This is a genomic window from Kineococcus anabasis, assembly GCF_054590795.1.
In genome coordinates, this window is sequence record NZ_BAAIHU010000002.1 from 703,978 (window position 1) to 722,029 (window position 18,052).

At 75.6% G+C, this 18,052-nt stretch carries 14 protein-coding genes and 1 pseudogene; 13 read left to right on the forward strand and 2 right to left on the reverse strand.

The window, feature by feature from the left end:
- The first annotated feature begins 40 nt into the window (after nucleotides 1-40).
- The 7 genes from ACYQBY_RS06655 to ACYQBY_RS06685 all read left to right on the forward strand — a co-directional run bounded on the left by ACYQBY_RS06655 (nucleotide 41) and on the right by ACYQBY_RS06685 (nucleotide 8,553).
- The gene (locus tag ACYQBY_RS06655; protein WP_459643033.1) at nucleotides 41-2,314 is read left to right on the forward strand and encodes a polyribonucleotide nucleotidyltransferase; all 2,274 of its coding nucleotides are present in this window, start codon (nucleotides 41-43) and stop codon (nucleotides 2,312-2,314) included.
- Nucleotide 2,315: 1 nt separating this feature from the next.
- The gene (locus ACYQBY_RS06660; RefSeq protein ID WP_459643034.1) at nucleotides 2,316-3,671 is read left to right on the forward strand and encodes a M16 family metallopeptidase; all 1,356 of its coding nucleotides are present in this window, start codon (nucleotides 2,316-2,318) and stop codon (nucleotides 3,669-3,671) included.
- A 35-nt stretch (nucleotides 3,672-3,706) separates the two neighbouring features.
- Nucleotides 3,707-4,477, forward strand: coding sequence for a 4-hydroxy-tetrahydrodipicolinate reductase (dapB, locus tag ACYQBY_RS06665; protein WP_459643130.1), 771 nt, complete (start codon nucleotides 3,707-3,709; stop codon nucleotides 4,475-4,477).
- Nucleotides 4,478-4,489: 12 nt separating this feature from the next.
- Nucleotides 4,490-4,951: a hypothetical protein gene (locus ACYQBY_RS06670; protein WP_459643035.1), complete on the forward strand. Its 462-nt coding sequence runs from the start codon at nucleotides 4,490-4,492 to the stop codon at nucleotides 4,949-4,951.
- Between the two features lie 86 nt (nucleotides 4,952-5,037).
- The gene (locus tag ACYQBY_RS06675) at nucleotides 5,038-5,712 is read left to right on the forward strand and encodes an HAD-IA family hydrolase (protein WP_459643036.1); all 675 of its coding nucleotides are present in this window, start codon (nucleotides 5,038-5,040) and stop codon (nucleotides 5,710-5,712) included.
- A 202-nt stretch (nucleotides 5,713-5,914) separates the two neighbouring features.
- A complete protein-coding gene (gene dapA, locus ACYQBY_RS06680) occupies nucleotides 5,915-6,868 on the forward strand; it encodes a 4-hydroxy-tetrahydrodipicolinate synthase (protein ID WP_459643037.1) in 954 nt (317 codons plus the stop codon).
- A complete protein-coding gene (locus tag ACYQBY_RS06685; protein ID WP_459643038.1) occupies nucleotides 6,865-8,553 on the forward strand; it encodes a ribonuclease J in 1,689 nt (562 codons plus the stop codon). The genes dapA and ACYQBY_RS06685 overlap by 4 nt, the downstream gene beginning before the upstream one ends.
- On the opposite strand, the gene ACYQBY_RS06690 is transcribed toward ACYQBY_RS06685, so the two are convergent.
- Nucleotides 8,543-9,724 (reverse strand): heparan-alpha-glucosaminide N-acetyltransferase domain-containing protein, encoded by a 1,182-nt coding sequence (locus ACYQBY_RS06690; protein WP_459643039.1) that lies wholly within the window; start codon nucleotides 9,722-9,724, stop codon nucleotides 8,543-8,545. The two genes, ACYQBY_RS06685 and ACYQBY_RS06690, sit on opposite strands and share 11 nt — an antisense overlap.
- A 131-nt stretch (nucleotides 9,725-9,855) precedes the next feature.
- On the opposite strand from ACYQBY_RS06690, the gene ACYQBY_RS06695 reads away from it, so the two are divergent.
- The 6 genes and pseudogenes from ACYQBY_RS06695 to ACYQBY_RS06720 all read left to right on the forward strand — a co-directional run.
- Nucleotides 9,856-12,606 carry a DNA translocase FtsK gene (locus tag ACYQBY_RS06695; protein ID WP_459643040.1) on the forward strand — a complete coding sequence of 917 codons (2,751 nt, stop codon included), beginning with the start codon at nucleotides 9,856-9,858 and terminating at the stop codon, nucleotides 12,604-12,606.
- Nucleotides 12,607-12,740: 134 nt separating this feature from the next.
- Nucleotides 12,741-13,589, forward strand: coding sequence for an NYN domain-containing protein (locus ACYQBY_RS06700; RefSeq protein WP_459643041.1), 849 nt, complete (start codon nucleotides 12,741-12,743; stop codon nucleotides 13,587-13,589).
- 51 nt (nucleotides 13,590-13,640) lie between these two features.
- Nucleotides 13,641-15,131, forward strand: coding sequence for a 30S ribosomal protein S12 methylthiotransferase RimO (gene rimO / locus ACYQBY_RS06705; protein WP_459643042.1), 1,491 nt, complete (start codon nucleotides 13,641-13,643; stop codon nucleotides 15,129-15,131).
- Nucleotides 15,128-15,739: a CDP-diacylglycerol--glycerol-3-phosphate 3-phosphatidyltransferase gene (gene pgsA, locus ACYQBY_RS06710; RefSeq protein WP_459643043.1), complete on the forward strand. Its 612-nt coding sequence runs from the start codon at nucleotides 15,128-15,130 to the stop codon at nucleotides 15,737-15,739. Before rimO ends, pgsA begins: the two co-directional genes overlap by 4 nt.
- A gap of 1 nt (nucleotide 15,740) precedes the next feature.
- Nucleotides 15,741-16,310 carry a CinA family protein gene (locus tag ACYQBY_RS06715; protein ID WP_459643044.1) on the forward strand — a complete coding sequence of 190 codons (570 nt, stop codon included), beginning with the start codon at nucleotides 15,741-15,743 and terminating at the stop codon, nucleotides 16,308-16,310.
- Between the two features lie 145 nt (nucleotides 16,311-16,455).
- Nucleotides 16,456-16,698, forward strand: a pseudogene (locus ACYQBY_RS06720) (helix-turn-helix domain-containing protein); the annotation flags it as partial.
- A gap of 385 nt (nucleotides 16,699-17,083) precedes the next feature.
- Here the strand turns inward: ACYQBY_RS06720 and ACYQBY_RS06725 are convergent.
- Nucleotides 17,084-17,962, reverse strand: a complete 879-nt coding sequence (locus ACYQBY_RS06725; protein ID WP_459643045.1) for a DNA-formamidopyrimidine glycosylase family protein — start codon at nucleotides 17,960-17,962, stop codon at nucleotides 17,084-17,086.
- Nucleotides 17,963-18,052 lie beyond the last annotated feature (90 nt).

The following is an 18,052-nucleotide window of genomic DNA, read 5'->3' on the forward strand; positions in this document are numbered from 1 at the left end:
GATCGAGTGCGCGGTCCTCCGCGACAGAACGGAGGCACCCGTGGAGGGTCCTGAGATCACCGCCGCCGAAGCCGTCATCGACAACGGTTCGTTCGGCACCCGCACCATCCGCTTCGAGACCGGGCGCCTCGCCCGCCAGGCCGCCGGCTCCGCCGCCGTCTACCTCGACGACGAGTCCTTCCTGCTGAGCGCCACCACCGCCGGCAAGACCCCGAAGGACCAGTTCGACTTCTTCCCCCTCACGGTGGACGTGGAGGAGCGCAGCTACGCCGCCGGCAAGATCCCCGGCTCGTTCTTCCGCCGGGAGGGCCGCCCGTCCACCGAGGCGATCCTCACCTGCCGCCTCATCGACCGGCCGCTGCGCCCGAGCTTCGTCAAGGGGCTGCGCAACGAGGTCCAGGTCGTCGTCAGCGTCCTGGCGCTGCACCCCGACGACGCCTACGACGTCGTCGCGATCAACGCCGCGTCGCTGTCCACCCAGCTCGCCGGCCTGCCCTTCTCCGGCCCCGTCGGCGGCGTGCGCGTCGCCCTCATCGACGGGCAGTGGGTGGCGTTCCCCCGCTACTCCGAGTCCGAGCGCGCCGTCTTCGAGATGGTCGTGGCCGGTCGCGTCATCACCGGTGCCGACGGCACCGAGGACGTCGCGATCATGATGGTGGAGGCCGAGGCCACGGACAACGCCTGGGTCCTCATCAAGGAGAACGGTGCGCAGGCGCCCACCGAGGACGTCGTGGCCCAGGGCCTCGAGGCCGCCAAGCCGCACATCGCGGCCCTCGTGCGCGCCCAGCAGGAGGTCGCCTCGCGCGCCGCGAAGCCGACCGCGGAGTTCCCGCTCTTCCCCGACTACGCCGACGACGTCCTCGAGGCCGTCACCGCGGCCGCCGAGGCGGACCTGCGCGAGGCGCTGACCATCGGCGGCAAGCAGGAGCGCCAGGACCGGGTCGACGCCGTCAAGGCGGAGCTGAAGGGCAAGCTCGGCGAGGCGTTCGAGGGCCGGGAGAAGGAGATCTCCGCGGCCTACCGCTCGCTGCAGAAGAAGCTCATCCGCCAGCGCATCCTCACCGACGGCGTCCGCATCGACGGCCGCGGCCTCGCCGACATCCGGACCCTGTCCGCCGAGGTCGAGGTCCTGCCCCGCGTGCACGGCTCCGCGCTGTTCGAGCGCGGCGAGACCCAGATCCTCGGCGTGACGACGCTGAACATGCTCCGCATGGAGCAGCAGCTCGACACGCTCTCGCCCGTGACGCGCAAGCGCTACATGCACAACTACAACTTCCCGCCCTTCTCCACGGGCGAGACCGGCCGCGTCGGCTCCCCGAAGCGCCGCGAGATCGGCCACGGCGCGCTCGCCGAGCGCGCGTTGGTGCCGGTGCTGCCCGCCCGCGAGGAGTTCCCCTACGCCATCCGGCAGGTCTCCGAGGCCCTCAGCTCCAACGGCTCCACCTCGATGGGCTCCGTGTGCGCCTCGACGCTGTCGCTGCTCAACGCCGGTGTGCCGCTGCGCGCGCCGGTCGCGGGCATCGCCATGGGCCTGGTGTCCGACACCGTGGACGGTGAGACCCGCTACGCGGCCCTGACCGACATCCTCGGCGCCGAGGACGCCTTCGGCGACATGGACTTCAAGGTCGCCGGCACGCCGGAGTTCGTCACGGCGATCCAGCTCGACACCAAGCTCGACGGCCTGCCCGCCTCGGTGCTCGGCGACGCGCTGAAGCAGGCCCGCGACGCGCGCCTGCACATCCTCGCGGTGATGAACGAGGCCATCGACGCACCGGACGAGATGTCCCCGACGGCCCCGCGCGTCATCACGGTGAAGGTCCCCGTCGACAAGATCGGCGAGGTCATCGGCCCCAAGGGCAAGATGATCAACCAGATCCAGGAGGACACGGGCGCCGACATCTCCATCGAGGACGACGGCACCGTGTACATCGGGGCCGTCGACGGCCCGTCCGCGGAGGCCGCGCGCAGCGCGATCAACGCGATCGCCAACCCGACGATGCCGGAGGTCGGTGAGCGCTACCTGGGCACCGTCGTGAAGACGACGACGTTCGGTGCGTTCATCTCCCTGCTGCCCGGCAAGGACGGCCTGCTGCACATCTCCCAGCTGCGCAAGCTGGTGGGCGGCAAGCGCGTCGACAACGTCGACGAGGTGCTGGCCGTGGGGCAGAAGGTCCAGGTGCAGATCGCGGAGATCGACCCGCGGGGCAAGCTGTCGCTGGTGCCCGTCGTCGCCGACGAGGAGGGCGGCGAGGGCGGCGCGGAGCAGTCCGCGGACGCCTCCGGGGCCTCCGACTCCGTCGGGGTCGACGCCTGACGTGACGAGCATCCCGCTCCCGCTGGGCCCGGCCTCCGACGGCGTCCGCACCACCACCGTCGAGGACTCGGGCGGCGGCGCCCTCGTGCGCCGCTCCGTCCTGCCCAGCGGGGCGCGGGTCCTCACGGAGGCCATGCCGGGCCAGCGTTCCGTGAGCTTCGGCTGCTGGGTGGGGGTAGGCTCCCGCGACGAGACGCACGGGCAGTTCGGCTCCACCCACTTCCTGGAGCACCTGCTCTTCAAGGGCACCACCCGCCGCGACGCCATGGACATCGCCACCGCGTTCGACGCGGTCGGCGGTGAGGCCAACGCCGCGACGGGCAAGGAGCACACGACCTACTACGCGCGGATCCTCGACGAGGACCTGCCGATGGCCATCGACGTCGTCACCGACATGGTCACCTCGGCGGTCCTGGACCCCGGGGACTTCGACTCCGAGCGCGAGGTCATCCTGGAAGAGCTCGCCATGAACGACGACGACCCCGCCGACGTCGCCCACGAGCGCTTCGCCGAGGTCGTCCTCGGTGAGCACCCGCTCGGGCGGCCCATCGGCGGCACGCCCGACACCATCCGGGCGGTCGGGCGCGACGACGTGTGGGCGCACTACCGCCAGCACTACGAGCCGCGCCACCTCGTCTTCACCGCCGCGGGCGGCCTCGACCACGAGGCCGTCTGCTCGGCGGTGCAGGCGGAGCTGGAGCGCGCCGGGGTGCCGCTGCCGCCGGCGGCCCCGGCTGCGCGACGCGTCACGGGGGAGGCCACGGGCGGCGGCGCAGGCCGCGCCCTCGTCGTGGGCAGGCCCACCGAGCAGGCCCACCTCGTGCTGGGCTGCACGGGGGTCACCGCGACCGACGAGCGCCGCTTCACGCTGTCGGTGCTCAACGCCGTCCTCGGCGGGGGCATGAGCAGCCGGCTCTTCCAGGAGGTCCGGGAGAAGCGCGGCCTGGCGTACTCGGTGTACTCCTTCAACGCGAACTACTCCGACGGCGGCTACATCGGGCTGTACGCGGGCTGCTCGCCGGCCAAGGCGGACCAGGTGGCCGAGCTCATGCTCGCGGAGCTGGTGCGCCTGGCGCAGGACGGCCTGGACGAGGAGGAGCTGCGCCGCGGGATCGGCCAGCTCGCCGGCGGGCTCGTGCTGGGCCTGGAGGACTCCGGCTCCCGGATGTCCCGGCTGGGCAAGGCGGAGCTGGTGCACGGGGAGTTCACCGGCCTGGACACCGCCCTGCGCAGGCTGCGGGCCGTCACGGCGGACGAGGTGCAGGGGCTGGCCGCGGACCTGGTGGCCCGGCCCCGCTCGATCGTGGCGGTCGGCCCCTTCGAGGAGGACCACGACTTCTCCCGGGTCCTGGCGTGAGCGCCGGGGCCGCCGGCGGGGAGCCCGTCCCGCCGCTGCGCGTCGCCGTCCTCGGTGCCCGCGGGCGCATGGGCGCCCAGGCCTGCGCCGCCGTGGAGGCCGCACCGGACCTGGAGCTCGTCGCGCGCATCGGGCGCGGTGACCCGCTGGAGGCCGTCGCGGACGCCGACGCGCAGGTCGTCGTCGACCTCACCGTGCCCTCGGCGGTCATGGGCAACGTCGAGTGGTGCGTCTCGCACGGGGTGCACGTCGTCACCGGCACCACCGGCTGGACGGCGGAGCGGCTCGAGACCGTGCGCGGCTGGCTGGCCGAGGCCCCGGCCCTCGGGGTGCTGGTCGCGCCCAACTTCGGCATCGGCGCGGTGCTGGTCATGAAGTTCGCCCAGCAGGCCGCCCGCTGGTTCGAGTCCGTCGAGGTCGTGGAGCTGCACCACCCGGCCAAGGTGGACGCCCCGTCCGGCACGGCGGTGCGCACCGCCCAGCTGATCGCCGCCGCCCGCGCCGAGGCCGGTCTGCCGCCCGCGCCCGACGCGACGAGCGAGGAGCTGGAGGGCGCCCGCGGCGCGGACGTCGACGGGGTGCGCGTGCACGCGGTGCGCCTGCGGGGGCTGCTGGCCCACCAGGAGGTGCTGTTCGGCGGGCCGGGGGAGACCCTGACCCTGCGCGACGACACCTACGACCGGGCCTCGTTCATGCCGGGGGTCCTGCTCGGGGTGCGCACGGTCGTGGACCGCCCGGGCCTGACCGTCGGCCTGGAGCACTACCTGGACCTGGACGGCGCCGCGCGCCGCGACGGTCCGGCCTGAGCCGGGGCGCCGGTGCGCACCAAGCTGGTCGTGGCCCTGGCCACGGCCGTCGTCCTCGGCTACCTCCTGACCCTGGGGCGCCTCGGCGTGGAGATGCTGCGCCAGGGCGGGGCGGTGCCCGTCCTCTACGGCACGGCCCTGCTGCTCCTGCCCGCCGTCGCCGCCTGGGCCGTGGCGCGGGAGCTGATGTTCGGCGTGGCCACGGAGCGCCTCGGGCGCCGGCTCGCCGAGCGCGGGGAGCTGCCCGTGGACGACCTGGGCCGCACCGCCGGCGGCCGGGTGGACCGGGAGGCGGGCCGCGCCCTGTTCGAGCGCTACCGCGCCGAGGTGGAGCGCGACGGCGCCGACGCCGGCGCCTGGTACCGCCTGGCGGTGGCCTACGACGCCGCGGGGGACCGCCGGCGGGCGCGCGCCGCGGCCCGGCACGCCGTGCGCCTGGACCGCTCCGCGCCCGGGGGCACCCCTCCGGGCTGACCGGGCTGACCGGGAAGCCGGGGGCCGCCCGCCGGGCCGGCGGGTGCCCGGCGTGGCCGCCGCCGGCCGCTGCTTAGGGTGCGGGGGTGGACAGCACCCTCCCCGCTCTCGCCGGCCGCACCTTCGACGCCGTCCTGTTCGACATGGACGGCACCCTGGTGGACTCCACCACCGCCATCGTGCGCTGCTGGACGCGCTGGGCGATCGAGTTCGGGGTGGACGGGGAGGCCTTCGCCAAGGCCCACGGCCACGGCCGCCCCGCCGCCTCCATCGTCGCCGAGCTGCTGCCGGCCGGGCAGGTGGCGGAGGCGACCCGGCGCATCACGGAGCTGGAGGTGGAGGACGTCGCCGACGTGGTCCTGCTGCCCGGGGTGGAGGAGCTGCTGGCGTCCCTGCCGCAGGAGCGGTGGGCGGTCGTGACGTCCTGCACCCTGCCGCTGGCGCGGGCGCGGGCCTCCTCGGCGGGGCTGCGCGAGCCCCAGGAGTGGGTGACGTTCGACGACGTGCGCCGCGGCAAGCCCGACCCGGAGCCGTACCTGCTGGGGGCGCGCCGCCTGGGCGTGGACCCGGCCCGCTGCCTGGTCGTGGAGGACGCTCCCGCGGGTCTGCTCTCGGGGCGCGCCGCGGGCTGCGCCACGCTCGCCGTGACCGTCACCCACCCCGCCTCCGAGCTCCTCGCCGACGCGGTGGTGCCGACCCTGGCGCACGTGGCCGTGGTCGCCGCCGGGGACGGTCTGCAGGTGGTGTCCCGCGCGGTGTAACGCGCCCGCGCCGGGCCGCGATGTACCCCCCGGATCCGGTGCTCGCCCGAACCCCGAGCGGGCCAGCACCGGATCCAGCCACGTCCGGGCCGGTTCTCCGCGCCCGGACGTGGTCTTCCCCCGGCACGCCGCCGCCGGCCCCGGCGCAGGTCACCGCCCGCCTCGGGCGGGACGGGTGCCGCCGCAGCGGTAGCGTGACCCCATGCCCGTCGAGCTCTCCCTGCCTCCCGCGCGCCCGTTCGGCGCGGTCTGCGCCGCCATGGTCACCCCCTTCACGGCCGACGGGAAGCTGGACCTGGACGCGGCGCAGTCGCTGGCGGAGCGCCTCGTCGGCGAGGGCCACGACGGCCTGGTGGTCAGCGGCACGACGGGGGAGTCGCCCACCACGTCGGACAGCGAGAAGGAGAGCCTGCTCGCCGCGGTGCTCCAGGCCGTCGGCGGGCGCGCCCGCGTCCTGGCCGGGGTGGGCACCAACGACACCCAGCACACCGTCGCGCTGGCACGCGCCGCGGAGCGGGCGGGTGCGCACGGGCTGCTCGTGGTGACCCCGTACTACTCCAAGCCGCCGCAGGAGGCCCTGCGGCGGCACTTCGTCGCGGTCGCCGACGCCACCGGCCTGCCCGTGATGCTCTATGACATCCCGGGGCGCTCGGGGGTGGCGATCGGCACGGAGACGCTCGTGCGGCTCGCCGAGCACCCGCGGGTCGTCGCGGTCAAGGACGCCAAGGGCGACCTGTACGAGACGTCGTGGGTGCAGACGCGCACCGACCTGGCCTGGTACTCCGGGGACGACGCCCTGAACCTCGCCCACCTCGCGCACGGGGCCGCCGGGATCGTCAGCGTCGTCAGCCACGTCGCGGGTCCCGAGTACGCCCGCATGGTGCAGGCGGTGGACGCGGGGGACCTCGCCGGCGCCCTCGCCGTCCACCGCCGCCTGCTGCCCGCGGTGCGGGCGATCATGACCCGCACGCAGGGGGTCATCGCCGTCAAGGCGGCCCTGGAGCTGACCGGGGCCCTTCCCACCCGCACGACCCGACCGCCGCTGATCGACGCGACCGAGGAGGAGGTGGCGACCCTGCGCGCCGACCTCGACTCCGCCGGCCTGCTCGAGGCCCGGACCCTCGCGGCGCACGCCGCGTCTGGAGGAACCGCATGAGCCACCCGCACCCCGAGCTCTCGCCGCCGCCGCCCCTCGCCGAGGGCGCCCTGCGCGTCCTGCCGCTCGGCGGCCTGGGCGAGGTGGGCCGCAACATGGCGGTCCTGGAGCACCGCGGCAAGCTGCTGATCATCGACTGCGGGGTGCTGTTCCCCGAGGAGAACCAGCCGGGCGTGGACCTGATCCTGCCCGACTTCACGCCCATCGCGGACCGCCTCGACGACGTCGTCGCGGTGATCCTCACCCACGGGCACGAGGACCACATCGGCGCGGTGCCGTACCTGCTGCGGCTCAAGCCGGACATCCCGCTCGTCGGCTCCCAGCTCACGCTCGCCTTCATCGAGGCGAAGCTCAAGGAGCACCGCATCACCCCGTACACCCTGCAGGTGCGGGAGGGGCAGGTCGAGCAGCTCGGCCCGTTCGGCTGCGAGTTCGTCGCCGTCAACCACTCCATCCCCGACGCCCTCGCCGTCGCGGTGCGCACCAGCGCCGGCACGGTCCTGCACACCGGCGACTTCAAGATGGACCAGCTCCCGCTGGACTCGCGCATCACCGACCTGCGCGCCTTCGCCCGCCTGGGCGAGGAGGGCGTGGACCTGTTCATGGTGGACTCCACCAACGCCGAGGTCCCCGGTTTCACCGCCCCCGAGCGGGGCATCGGCCCGGTGCTGGACCAGGTGTTCGGCCGCGCGGAGCGCCGCGTCATCGTCGCCTCGTTCGCCAGCCACGTGCACCGCGTGCAGCAGGTCCTGGACGCCGCGGACCGGCACGGGCGCAAGGTCGCCCTCGTGGGGCGCTCCATGGTGCGCAACATGGGCATCGCCGCCGAGCTGGGCTACCTGACGGTCCCCCCGGGGGTCCTGGTGGACGTCAAGCGGGTCGGGGACCTGCCGGAGGACCAGATCGTGCTCATGTGCACGGGGTCCCAGGGCGAGCCGATGGCCGCGCTGTCGCGGATGGCGAACGGGGACCACCGGATCGTCGTCGGCGCGGGTGACACGGTCGTGCTCGCCTCCTCGCTCATCCCCGGCAACGAGAACGCCGTGTTCCGCGTCATCAACGGCCTCATCCGCCTCGGCGCGAAGGTCGTGCACTCCGGCAACGCCAAGGTGCACGTCTCCGGGCACGCCAGCGCCGGTGAGCTCCTGTACTGCTACAACATCGTGCGCCCGCGCAACGTCATGCCGGTGCACGGGGAGTACCGCCACCTCGTCGCCAACGCCGAGCTGGCCGTGCAGACCGGCGTGCCGCGCGAGCGGGTCGTCGTCGTGGAGGACGGCGTCGTGGTGGACCTCGTGGACGGGGTGGCCCGCGTGGCGGGCAACGTCCCCTGCGGCTACGTCTACGTCGACGGCTCCACCGTCGGGGAGATCACCGACGCGGACCTGAAGGACCGGCGCATCCTCGGCGAGGAGGGCTTCATCTCCGTCTTCCTCGTGGTCGACGCCGCCACCGGCAAGATCGTGGCGGGGCCGGAGTTCAACACCCGCGGCTTCCCCGGGGAGGGCGAGGAGCGCTTCGCGCAGGTGCGCGCCCGCATCGAGAGCGCGCTGAGCGAGGCGACCGCCAACGGCAACGTCGACGCGTACCGGCTCCAGCAGGTGCTGCGGCGCACCGTCGGGACCTGGGTGAGCCAGGTGCACCGCCGCCGGCCGATGATCATCCCTGTGGTGGTCACCGCCTGAGGGCGGGCGCTCCGCGGGGCCGGCCGCCGACGAGGGACCCGGCCAGCCCCGCCGCGGCCCCGACGACCTCCTCGGCGGGGCCGCGGCCCAGCGCCTGCCGCCAGGCCGTGGCCAGCACGCACGCGACGACGAGGTGCACGCCCAGGGCCACACCGGGCGGGGTGTGCAGCAGCGGCCACGCCAGCACGTGCAGCGCGTACACGCTCAGCGGCATGCTGCCCACGGCCGTCAGCGGCCCCAACCACCGCGTGAGGGCCGCGGGCAGCGCCAGGGCGAGCCCGAGGGCGAGCAGCGCGGTGCCGGTGGAGGAGACGAGGTACACCGGCGTGTAGGAGTGCGGCACGGCGACGGCCAGCCACCACCACGTCGTCGTCGGGGTGGTGCCGTACGCGCTCGCCCCCGGGGCCGTGATCCGCGCCCAGCCCTGCGGGTCCGCGGCCGCGATCGCGCCCGCCCCGCCGGCCGGTCCCAGCAGCAGGGCGCCCACCAGGCCGGCCGCGCCCGCCAGCACGGCCCCGGCCCCGGCCAGCCGGAGCGCGGCGCGCCCGGAGGGCAGGCCCGCGCGGGCCACGGCGAGGCCGGCGAGGAGGAAACCGGCCCAGCCGACGACCGGGTAGTAGCCGGTCAGGGCGAGGGTGGTGAGCAGCCCGGCCGGGTCCGCGAGCGAGGCCAGGCCCGGCTGCGGCCCGGGCCCGGGGGGCAGGTCCTGCCGCAGCAGGTGGCCCGCGACCGGCCCCAGGAGCAGCCAAGCCCCCGCCAGGACCGCCAGGCGCCGCGCGGGCCACCACAGCACCGGCAGCAGCACGAGGAAGGCCAAACCGTAGGCGGGCAGGACCACGGCGATGCCCTCCTGCCACCCGGTCAGCACCAGCCCGAGCAGCGTGACGAGCAGGGCCCGCACGACGACGCCCGCGCGCAGGCCCGCCCGCTCGCGGCGGCCGGCACCGTCCAGACCGCGCCGGGTGAGCAGCCCCAGGGACACCCCGGCCAGGACGCCGAAGAGGGCCGAGGCGCGGCCGCCGGCGACGGTGTGGACCAGGCCCGCCGCGCCGCCCGCCGCGGCCGGCAGGAGGTGCACGGCCACCATCCCCGTCACGGCGAGGCCGCGGGCCAGGTCCACCCCGGCGAGCCGTTCCCGCCCCGCCGCCGGACCGCGTGCAACCGTCGCCATGGGCGCAGTCTCCCGCCCGCCCCTGTGCGCGGGCCGTGGGCCTCCTGTGCGGCGCGCCGCCGGTGGTGCCGTGCGGCGCGCCGCCGGTGGTGTGCCGCTGTGCCCGGGGCCCCCGCGGGTACGGTGTCGCCATGGCCACCCGGACGAGCGCGCGTTCCACGCCCGAACGGGGCAAGACCCCTGCCAGGGGCGGCGGCCCGTCGAAGCCGGTGCGCACCGCCGCCCGCCAGCCCGCCCGCCAGCCGGCCCGGCGCCCCGCACCGGCCGCGCGGCGCTCCCCGCCCCCCGCCCGCACCGGGCCCTCCTGGCCGGTGCGGGTCGTCTCCTCCGCCTGGATGGGCCTGGCCCACCTCGTCGGCGGCGCCGCCCGCCGCGTCGGCCAGGGCGCGCGGGAGCTGGACCCCGCCCACCGCCGCGACGGCGTCGGCCTGCTGCTGCTGGCGCTGGCGCTCGTGGTGGCCGCCCGGGAGTGGTGGGGGCTGCGCGGGGCGGCGGGGCACTACATCCACGTCGTGGCGGCCGGCACCTTCGGCAAGGTGGCCCTCGCGCTGCCGCTGGTCCTGCTGGGCATGGCCGTGCACCTGCTGCGCCACCCCGACCGCACCCGCACCACGGCGCGCGCGGTGATCGGCACCATCGCCCTGGTGCTGGCCGCCAGCGGTCTGGTCCACCTCGCCTCCGGGGCGCCCAGCCCCACCGTCGAGGCCGACCCGTGGGTCGGCGGGGCCGGCGGCATGCTCGGCTTCCTGGCCGCCACACCCCTCACGAGCGCGCTGACGGCCTGGGTGACGGTGCCGCTGCTGTCGCTGCTGGGCTTCTTCGGGCTGCTGGTCCTGACGGCGACCCCGGTGCACGCGATCCCGTCGCGGCTGCGGGCGCTGTACGAGTGGCTGACGCACCACTCCGGCACGGAGGCCGCCGAGGGGGCCGCCGACGGCACCGGGCGCCGCGAGCGCGGCTCCGCCGCGGATGCCGCCCACGACGCCGCGGCCGCCGCACTGGCCCGGGCGCGCCGCCGTCGCCGCGGCGCTGCGCCGGAGGAGGGGCCCGACGGCCCGCGCCCGGGCGACGAGGCGTTCGAGCAGGCCGTCGCCACCGGCCGCGAGCGCGGGCGCGGCCCGAGGTCCGCCCCCCGACCCGACGCCGACGCCCCCGCTCAGGGGTCGACCCCCGCCTCGCCGAGCGCACCGCCCCCCGTGTCGCCCCCTGCGCCGTCCCCGGTGCCGGAGCGTGCCGCGGAGCCCGTGCCCGCGGCGCCGCCGAAGGACCCCGACCCCGTCGCCGAGCCGCTCCCGATCCGCGTCGAGCAGCTCGCCGTGGGGGACGTGCCCTACACGCTGCCCTCCGACGAGGTCCTCACCCCGGGCACCCCGCACAAGACCCGCAGCGCCGCCAACGACCGCGTCGTGGAGTCCCTCTCGGGGGTGCTGGACCAGTTCGAGATCGACGCGAGGGTGACCGGCTTCATGCGCGGGCCCACCGTCACGCGCTACGAGGTCGAGCTCGGCCCCGGCGTGAAGGTGGAGCGGGTCACGGCGCTGTCGAAGAACATCGCCTACGCCGTCGCCAGCGCGGACGTGCGGATCCTGTCGCCGATCCCCGGCAAGTCGGCCATCGGCATCGAGATCCCCAACACCGACCGCGAGACGGTCTCCCTCGGCGACGTGCTCCGCAGCGGCGTGGCCCGCAAGAACGAGCACCCGATGGTCATGGGCGTCGGCAAGGACGTCGAGGGCGGTTTCGTCGTCGCGAACCTCGCCAAGATGCCGCACCTGCTCGTGGCGGGTGCCACGGGCGCCGGCAAGTCCAGCTTCATCAACTCGATGATCACCTCGATCCTCATGCGCTCCACCCCGGACGAGGTCCGGATGGTCCTCGTGGACCCCAAGCGCGTCGAGCTGACGATCTACGAGGGCATCCCGCACCTCATCACCCCCATCATCACCAGTCCCAAGAAGGCCGCGGAGGCCCTGGAGTGGGTGGTGAAGGAGATGGACACCCGCTACAACGACCTCGCGGCGTTCGGCTTCAAGCACATCGACGACTTCAACCGCGCGGTCCGCGCCGGTGAGGTGCCGCTGCCGCCGGGCAGCCAGCGCGTCCTGCAGCCCTACCCCTACCTGCTCGTGATCGTCGACGAGCTGGCGGACCTGATGATGGTCGCCCCCCGCGACGTGGAGGCCTCCATCCAGCGCATCACGCAGCTGGCGCGCGCGGCGGGCATCCACCTGGTGCTCGCGACGCAGCGGCCGAGCGTGGACGTGGTCACCGGCCTGATCAAGGCGAACGTGCCCAGCCGGCTGGCGTTCGCGACGTCGTCGCTGGCGGACTCCCGGGTCGTGCTGGACCAGCCGGGCGCGGAGAAGCTCGTCGGCCAGGGCGACGCGCTGTTCCTGCCGATGGGCGCGAGCAAGCCGATGCGCGTGCAGGGCGCGTGGGTCACGGAGTCCGAGGTGGAGGCCGTCGTCTCCCACGTCAAGACCCAGCTCAAGCCGTCCTACCGCGACGACGTCGTGCCCACGGCGGAGAAGAAGCAGGTCGACGAGGAGATCGGCGACGACCTCGGCGTGCTGCTGCAGGCGGCGGAGCTGGTGGTCAACACCCAGTTCGGCTCGACCTCGATGCTGCAGCGCAAGCTGCGGGTGGGTTTCGCCAAGGCCGGGCGCCTGATGGACCTGCTGGAGTCGCGGGGCGTCGTGGGGGCCAGCGAGGGCTCCAAGGCGCGCGACGTGCTCGTCAAGCCGGAGGACCTGCCGGCGACGCTGGCCGCCATCCGGGGCGAGGACCCGCCGACGGCGCTGCTGGACGACTCAGGCCTGGGGGACGTGGAGGACGACGAGGGCGGCTCTGAGGACGCCTGGGACCTGACCGACCGGGCCTGATCCGCCGTCACGGGCGGGCCCGGCGGCCCGCCGGGGCGGGCCGGGAGACCCGCGCGAACCGTGCGACACGCCGAGGTGTCACGCAGTGCGAGCACTACGTCGCAATTGGTGACTCTCCGTGCAACTATGTGCAGATGGAGGCTCGTGAGGCCAGCGTTGCGGCAGGCCAGGCACGGCAGGACGGGCCTGAGCTCGACCTGCTGGTGTGGGATGCGCCCAACATCGACATGACCCTGTCGAGCATCCTGGGGAGCCGCCCCTCACCGTCCTCACGCCCCCGCTTCGACGCCCTCGCGCGGTGGTTCCTCTCCGGTGCGGGCGAGCGCGAGGTGGAGGGCTGCGTCTTCACGAACGTCCAGCCCGCCAGCGCGCTGACGATGCGCGGGTGGATCGAGGCGCTGCGCGGCTTCGGCTACGCGGTCTTCGCCCGCCCCAAGCTGCAGGCCGACGACGACGTCGACGAGGACATGCTCCGGCACATCGCTGAGCGCCGCGTCAGCCACCGCCTCACCCGCCTCGTCGTGGCCAGCGGGGACGGCCGCAACTTCCTGCAGCCCCTGGAGGCCCTCGCCCGGGAGGGCGTGCACGTCACCGTCCTGTCCTTCGCCGAGGTCGCCGGCTACGCGCAGGAGTCGGAACACATCGAGTTCGTCGACCTGGAAGACGTGCCCGGGGCCTTCCAGTTCCCGCTCGGGCGCACCCGCCTCACCGCGCTGCCCCCCGGCGGCGGGTGGTTCCGGCCGACGCGGCCCATGCGGGCGCTGCTGGAGGAGCCGCACGCGCCGCAGACGCACGCCCAGCCCGTGGTGGCCGGGCACGACGCGGAGGCGGCGGGCGCGGCGGCCCACACCCCGCAGCCACCCGCACCCGCTCCGGGAGCGCCCGTGCCGCACCCGCCGGCGCCCCACGGCCCCGTGCCGCACCCGCCCTTCGGGGCGAGGGTGGCCAGCGGGCGCGCCGCCCCGGTCCGCGCCGAGCACTGACCCGTCGTCCGGCGGTCCCCGCGGACCTGCGCCGGTGCGTACCCTGGCGGGGTGCCTTCCCGATCCGTCGCGCTGATCACCCTGGGCTGCGCCCGCAACGACGTCGACTCCGAGGAGCTCGCCGGGCGTCTGGCGGACGCCGGCTGGGACCTCGTCGAGGACGCCGCCGACGCCGACGTCGCCCTGGTCAACACGTGCGGCTTCATCGAGCAGGCGAAGAAGGACAGCATCGACACGGTCCTGCAGGCCGCGGACCTGAAGAAGGCCGGGCGCACGCAGGCCGTCGTCGCCGTCGGCTGCCTCGCCGAGCGCTACGGCACCCAGCTCGCCGAGGAGCTGCCCGAGGCCGACGCCGTCCTCGGTTTCGACTCCTACGCCGACCTCGCCGGCCACCTGGACGGCATCCTCGGGGGCGCCCGGCCCGGCTCCCACGTGCCGCGCGACCGCCGCTCGCTGCTGCCGCTCGCGCCCGTGGAGCGCCAGCGCGCGCGGTCGGCCGCGGCGGTCCCCGTGGCGATCCCCGCCGCGGCCCCCGGGGCGCTCCCGGCGGCGCCCGCCGACCTGCCCGCCGGGGTGGCGCCGGCGTCCGGGCCCCGGGTGGTGCGCCGCCGCCTCGACGGCCGGCCCTGGGCACCGCTGAAGATCGCCTCCGGCTGCGACCGCCGCTGCACGTTCTGCGCGATCCCCGCCTTCCGCGGCTCCTTCCTCTCCCGCCCCGCCGGGGAGGTGCTCGCCGAGGCCGCCTGGCTGGGGGAGCGCGGTGTGAAGGAGCTGTTCCTCGTCAGCGAGAACACCACCTCCTACGGCAAGGACCTCGGTGACGTGCGGGCGCTGGAGAAGCTGCTGCCCGCCATCGCCGCCACGGCCGGGGTGGCGCGGGTGCGGGTGTCGTACCTGCAGCCGGCGGAGGTGCGGCCCGGGCTGCTGGACGCCCTGACCGGCACCCCGGGCGTCGTGCCCTACTTCGACCTCTCCTTCCAGCACTCCGCCCCGGCCGTCCTGCGGCGGATGCGCCGCTTCGGTGGCACCGAGCCGTTCCTCGCGCTGCTGGAGCAGGTCCGCGAGCGCGCGCCGCTGGCCGGGGTGCGCTCCAACGTCATCGTCGGCTTCCCCGGCGAGACCGAGGACGACGTGGCGGAGCTGTGCGGCTTCCTGGAGGCGGCCCGCCTCGACGTCGTGGGCGTGTTCGGCTACTCCGACGAGGACGGCACCGAGGCCGAGAAGCTGGACGCGCACCTGCCGGAGCACGAGGTCGCCGCCCGCGTCGAGGCGGTCGGCCGCCTCGTCGAGGAGCTGGTCGCGCAGCGTGCGGAGGAGCGCGTCGGGGAGCACGTGGAGGTGCTCGTGGAGTCCCTGGAGGACGGGGCCGTGGTGGGCCGCGCGGCGCACCAGGGCCCGGAGGTGGACGGCACGACGCTGCTGCGGGTCCCCGCGGGGGCGGCGCCGGCGATCGGCGACCTCGTCGTGGCGGAGGTCGTGGACACCGAGGGCGTCGACCTCGTGGCGGTGCCGGTGGCCGCCCGCGCCGGGGACCGGCCGTGACCTCCGGCGCCGCGCGGCACCCGTCGAGGTCCTGGCGCACCGCGCACCGCTACCACCTGCCCAACGCGCTGACGGTGCTGCGCATCGTGGCCGTCCCGCTGTTCGTCTGGCTGCTCGCCCACGACGGCGGGCAGGACACGGCCTGGCGCCTGGGTGCCTTCGGGGTCTTCCTCGCCGCGATCATCACCGACCGCTACGACGGGCACCTGGCGCGGCGCTGGGACCGGGTCACGGACTTCGGCAAGATGGCCGACCCGATCGCGGACAAGGCGCTCATCGGCGGTGCGCTGGTCGTGCTGTCGGTGCTGGGGGAGCTGACCTGGTGGGCGACCGTCCTGATCCTGCTGCGCGAGGGGCTGGTGACGCTGGCCCGCTTCCTCGTGGTGCGCCGGGGCGTCATCCCCGCGGGCAGGGGCGGGAAGATCAAGACGGTGGTGCAGTCGGTGGCCGTGGGGATGTACGTGCTGCCGCTGCCGGGCTGGACGGACCCGGTGGAGGCGGCCGTGATGCTCGTCGCGGTCGTCCTGACGCTGGTCACGGCGTGGGAGTACTTCGTCATCGCCCACCGCCTGTGGCGGCCGGCGGCGCAGGCGAGGGACGCGCGCTGAGGTGGGCGGGACCGCGGGGCGTGCCGCTGAGGTCGTCGCGGAGGCGTCGCGGCGCGGCCTGACGGTGGCCGTGGCCGAGTCCCTCACCGGCGGTGCGGTGTGCTCGGCGCTGGTGGAGGTGCCCGGCGCGTCGAGGGTGCTGCGCGGCGGGGTCGTCGCCTACGCCACGGACCTCAAGGCGCAGGTGCTGGGCGTGGACGCCGACCTGCTGGCGGCCCGCGGCGCGGTGGACGGTGACGTCGCCGCGCAGATGGCGCGGGGGGTGCGGGAGCGGCTGCGGGCGGACGTGGGGGTCGCGACGACCGGGGTGGCAGGGCCGGACCCGCAGGACGGCGCGGCGCCGGGGACGGTGTTCGTGGCGGTGGCATGGGCCGCACCGCAGGTGCCACCGGCGGCGCCGGGCGCTCCCGCGGGGTCGCGGACGTCGGGTGTGTCCGTGGAGGTGCGCCGCTTCGGCCTTCCCGGCGGGCGGGCCGAGGTGCGGGGTGCGACGGTTGACGCGGCGCTGGAGATGCTGGTGTGGTGCGTGGCACGTGCAGGAGCGGAACAGGGCGGCGCCGCCGAGAGTTGAGCCGGACATGCTCAGGCCTCGCGTGACCCCGCCCCCGGCCCTCTCCTCCATGTACCGTAGTCATTCCATCACTACCAGCCACCACGCGGGGGAGCCGTCCGGCCACGGGAGCGCCGGTGATCCGGGCAGGAGAGGGGGGCGCAAGATGGTCGTGCTGCGTCAGACGATCGGCGATGTGCTGCGCGACCAGCGCCGCAGCCAGGGCCGCACCCTGCGGGAGGTGTCCTCCACCGCCCGCGTCTCCCTCGGGTACCTCAGCGAGGTCGAGCGCGGCCAGAAGGAGGCGTCCAGCGAGCTGCTGGCCTCCATCTGCTCCGCCCTGGAGCTGCCCCTCTCCCGCGTCCTGCACGAGGTGACGCAGCGCGTGGCCGAGGCGGAGGGCGGAGCGGCCCTCGTCCGCGGCACCCCCGCACCGGCCGCCCACCCCGACGGCGCCTTCGCGGCGGTGGCCACCGTGGGCACCGACGTGGACGGCGACGCGCTCGCGGCCCTGGTGACCCTGCCCGAGGACGTCCCCACCGTGGTGACCCTCCCCGAGGACGTCCCGGCCGACGTCGCGGACCTGGTGCCCGACGAGGTGCCCGCCGCGCTCGTGGACGCCCTCGTGGAGGACATGTCCGACCTGCGCCCGGCGGACCTGCGCCGCGCGATGGAGCACCACCGCCGGGAGCGTCTCGTCTCCGTCGCCTGACCCCACCGCGGTGCGTCGGGGACGCGCCCGGCCGGGGGCCCGGCCGAGGGCTCCGCGACATGCGCGGGCGTCGCTCAGCGGCTCACGAGCGGTAGCGGGGGCCGCGTGCCCGGGGGCGCCCCGCGCCGAGCGGGTTCTGCCTGCGGCCGTCGTCGGTGGGCGCGGGGCCGCGCTGGCAGCCGGGGCAGTAGAAGGCCACCCGGTCCGTGGGGGGTTCCCCGAGCCGCGCCACCCGGATGGTGCCGCCGCAGCGGTGGCAGGGCTTGCCGGAGCGCGGGTGGACCCAGTGCTGGCGGCCGGGCCGCAGATCGCCCGTGGTGACCTGCGCGGCGCGGTCCTTGTTGACGTCGAGCAGGCGGTGCAGCAGCGCCACGAACGCGGTGGGGTCGGCGAGGTCCCGCACCGGTGACCACGGCGTCAGCCGCGCCAGGAACAGCGACTCGGCCATGTAGAGGGTGCCGACCCCCGCGAGGACGCGCTGGTCGAGCAGAGCCTGCCCGATCTCGCGCTCCGGGTCCGCCAGCAGCCGCCGCTCGGCCTCGGCCGGGTCCCAGCCGGGCCCGAGCAGGTCCGGGCCGAGGTGCCCGACGAGGGTGTCCTCCGCGGCGGTGGGCACCAGGTCGAGCATCCCCAGCAGGTGGCCGACGGCCGTCCACTCGGCGGTGGTGAGCACCGCCCGCACCCCGTGCTCGGCGCGGCGCGTCGCCCAGGGCTCGCCCGTGCGGTGCACGTGCCAGGAGCCCTCCATGCGCAGGTGGCTGTGCAGGGTCAGCTCGCCGGGGGCCCCGGTCATCCGCACCAGGAGGTGCTTGCCCGCGCTGGCGACCTCGGTGACGTGCGCACCGGTGAGGTCCGCCGCGGCGAGCGTCGGCCAGCGCAGGTCGCTGCCGGTGAGCTCGCGGCCGGCCAGGGCCTGGTGCAGCCTGCGGGCGGTGCGCCACACGGTGTCGCCCTCAGGCACGTGCGCCTCCTGCGGAGCCGGGTGCGGGCGCCCCCGGCGGGGGGCATCCCGCCGTCCGCGCCGGCACGTCTGCGCGCGCCCCCGCGGGCG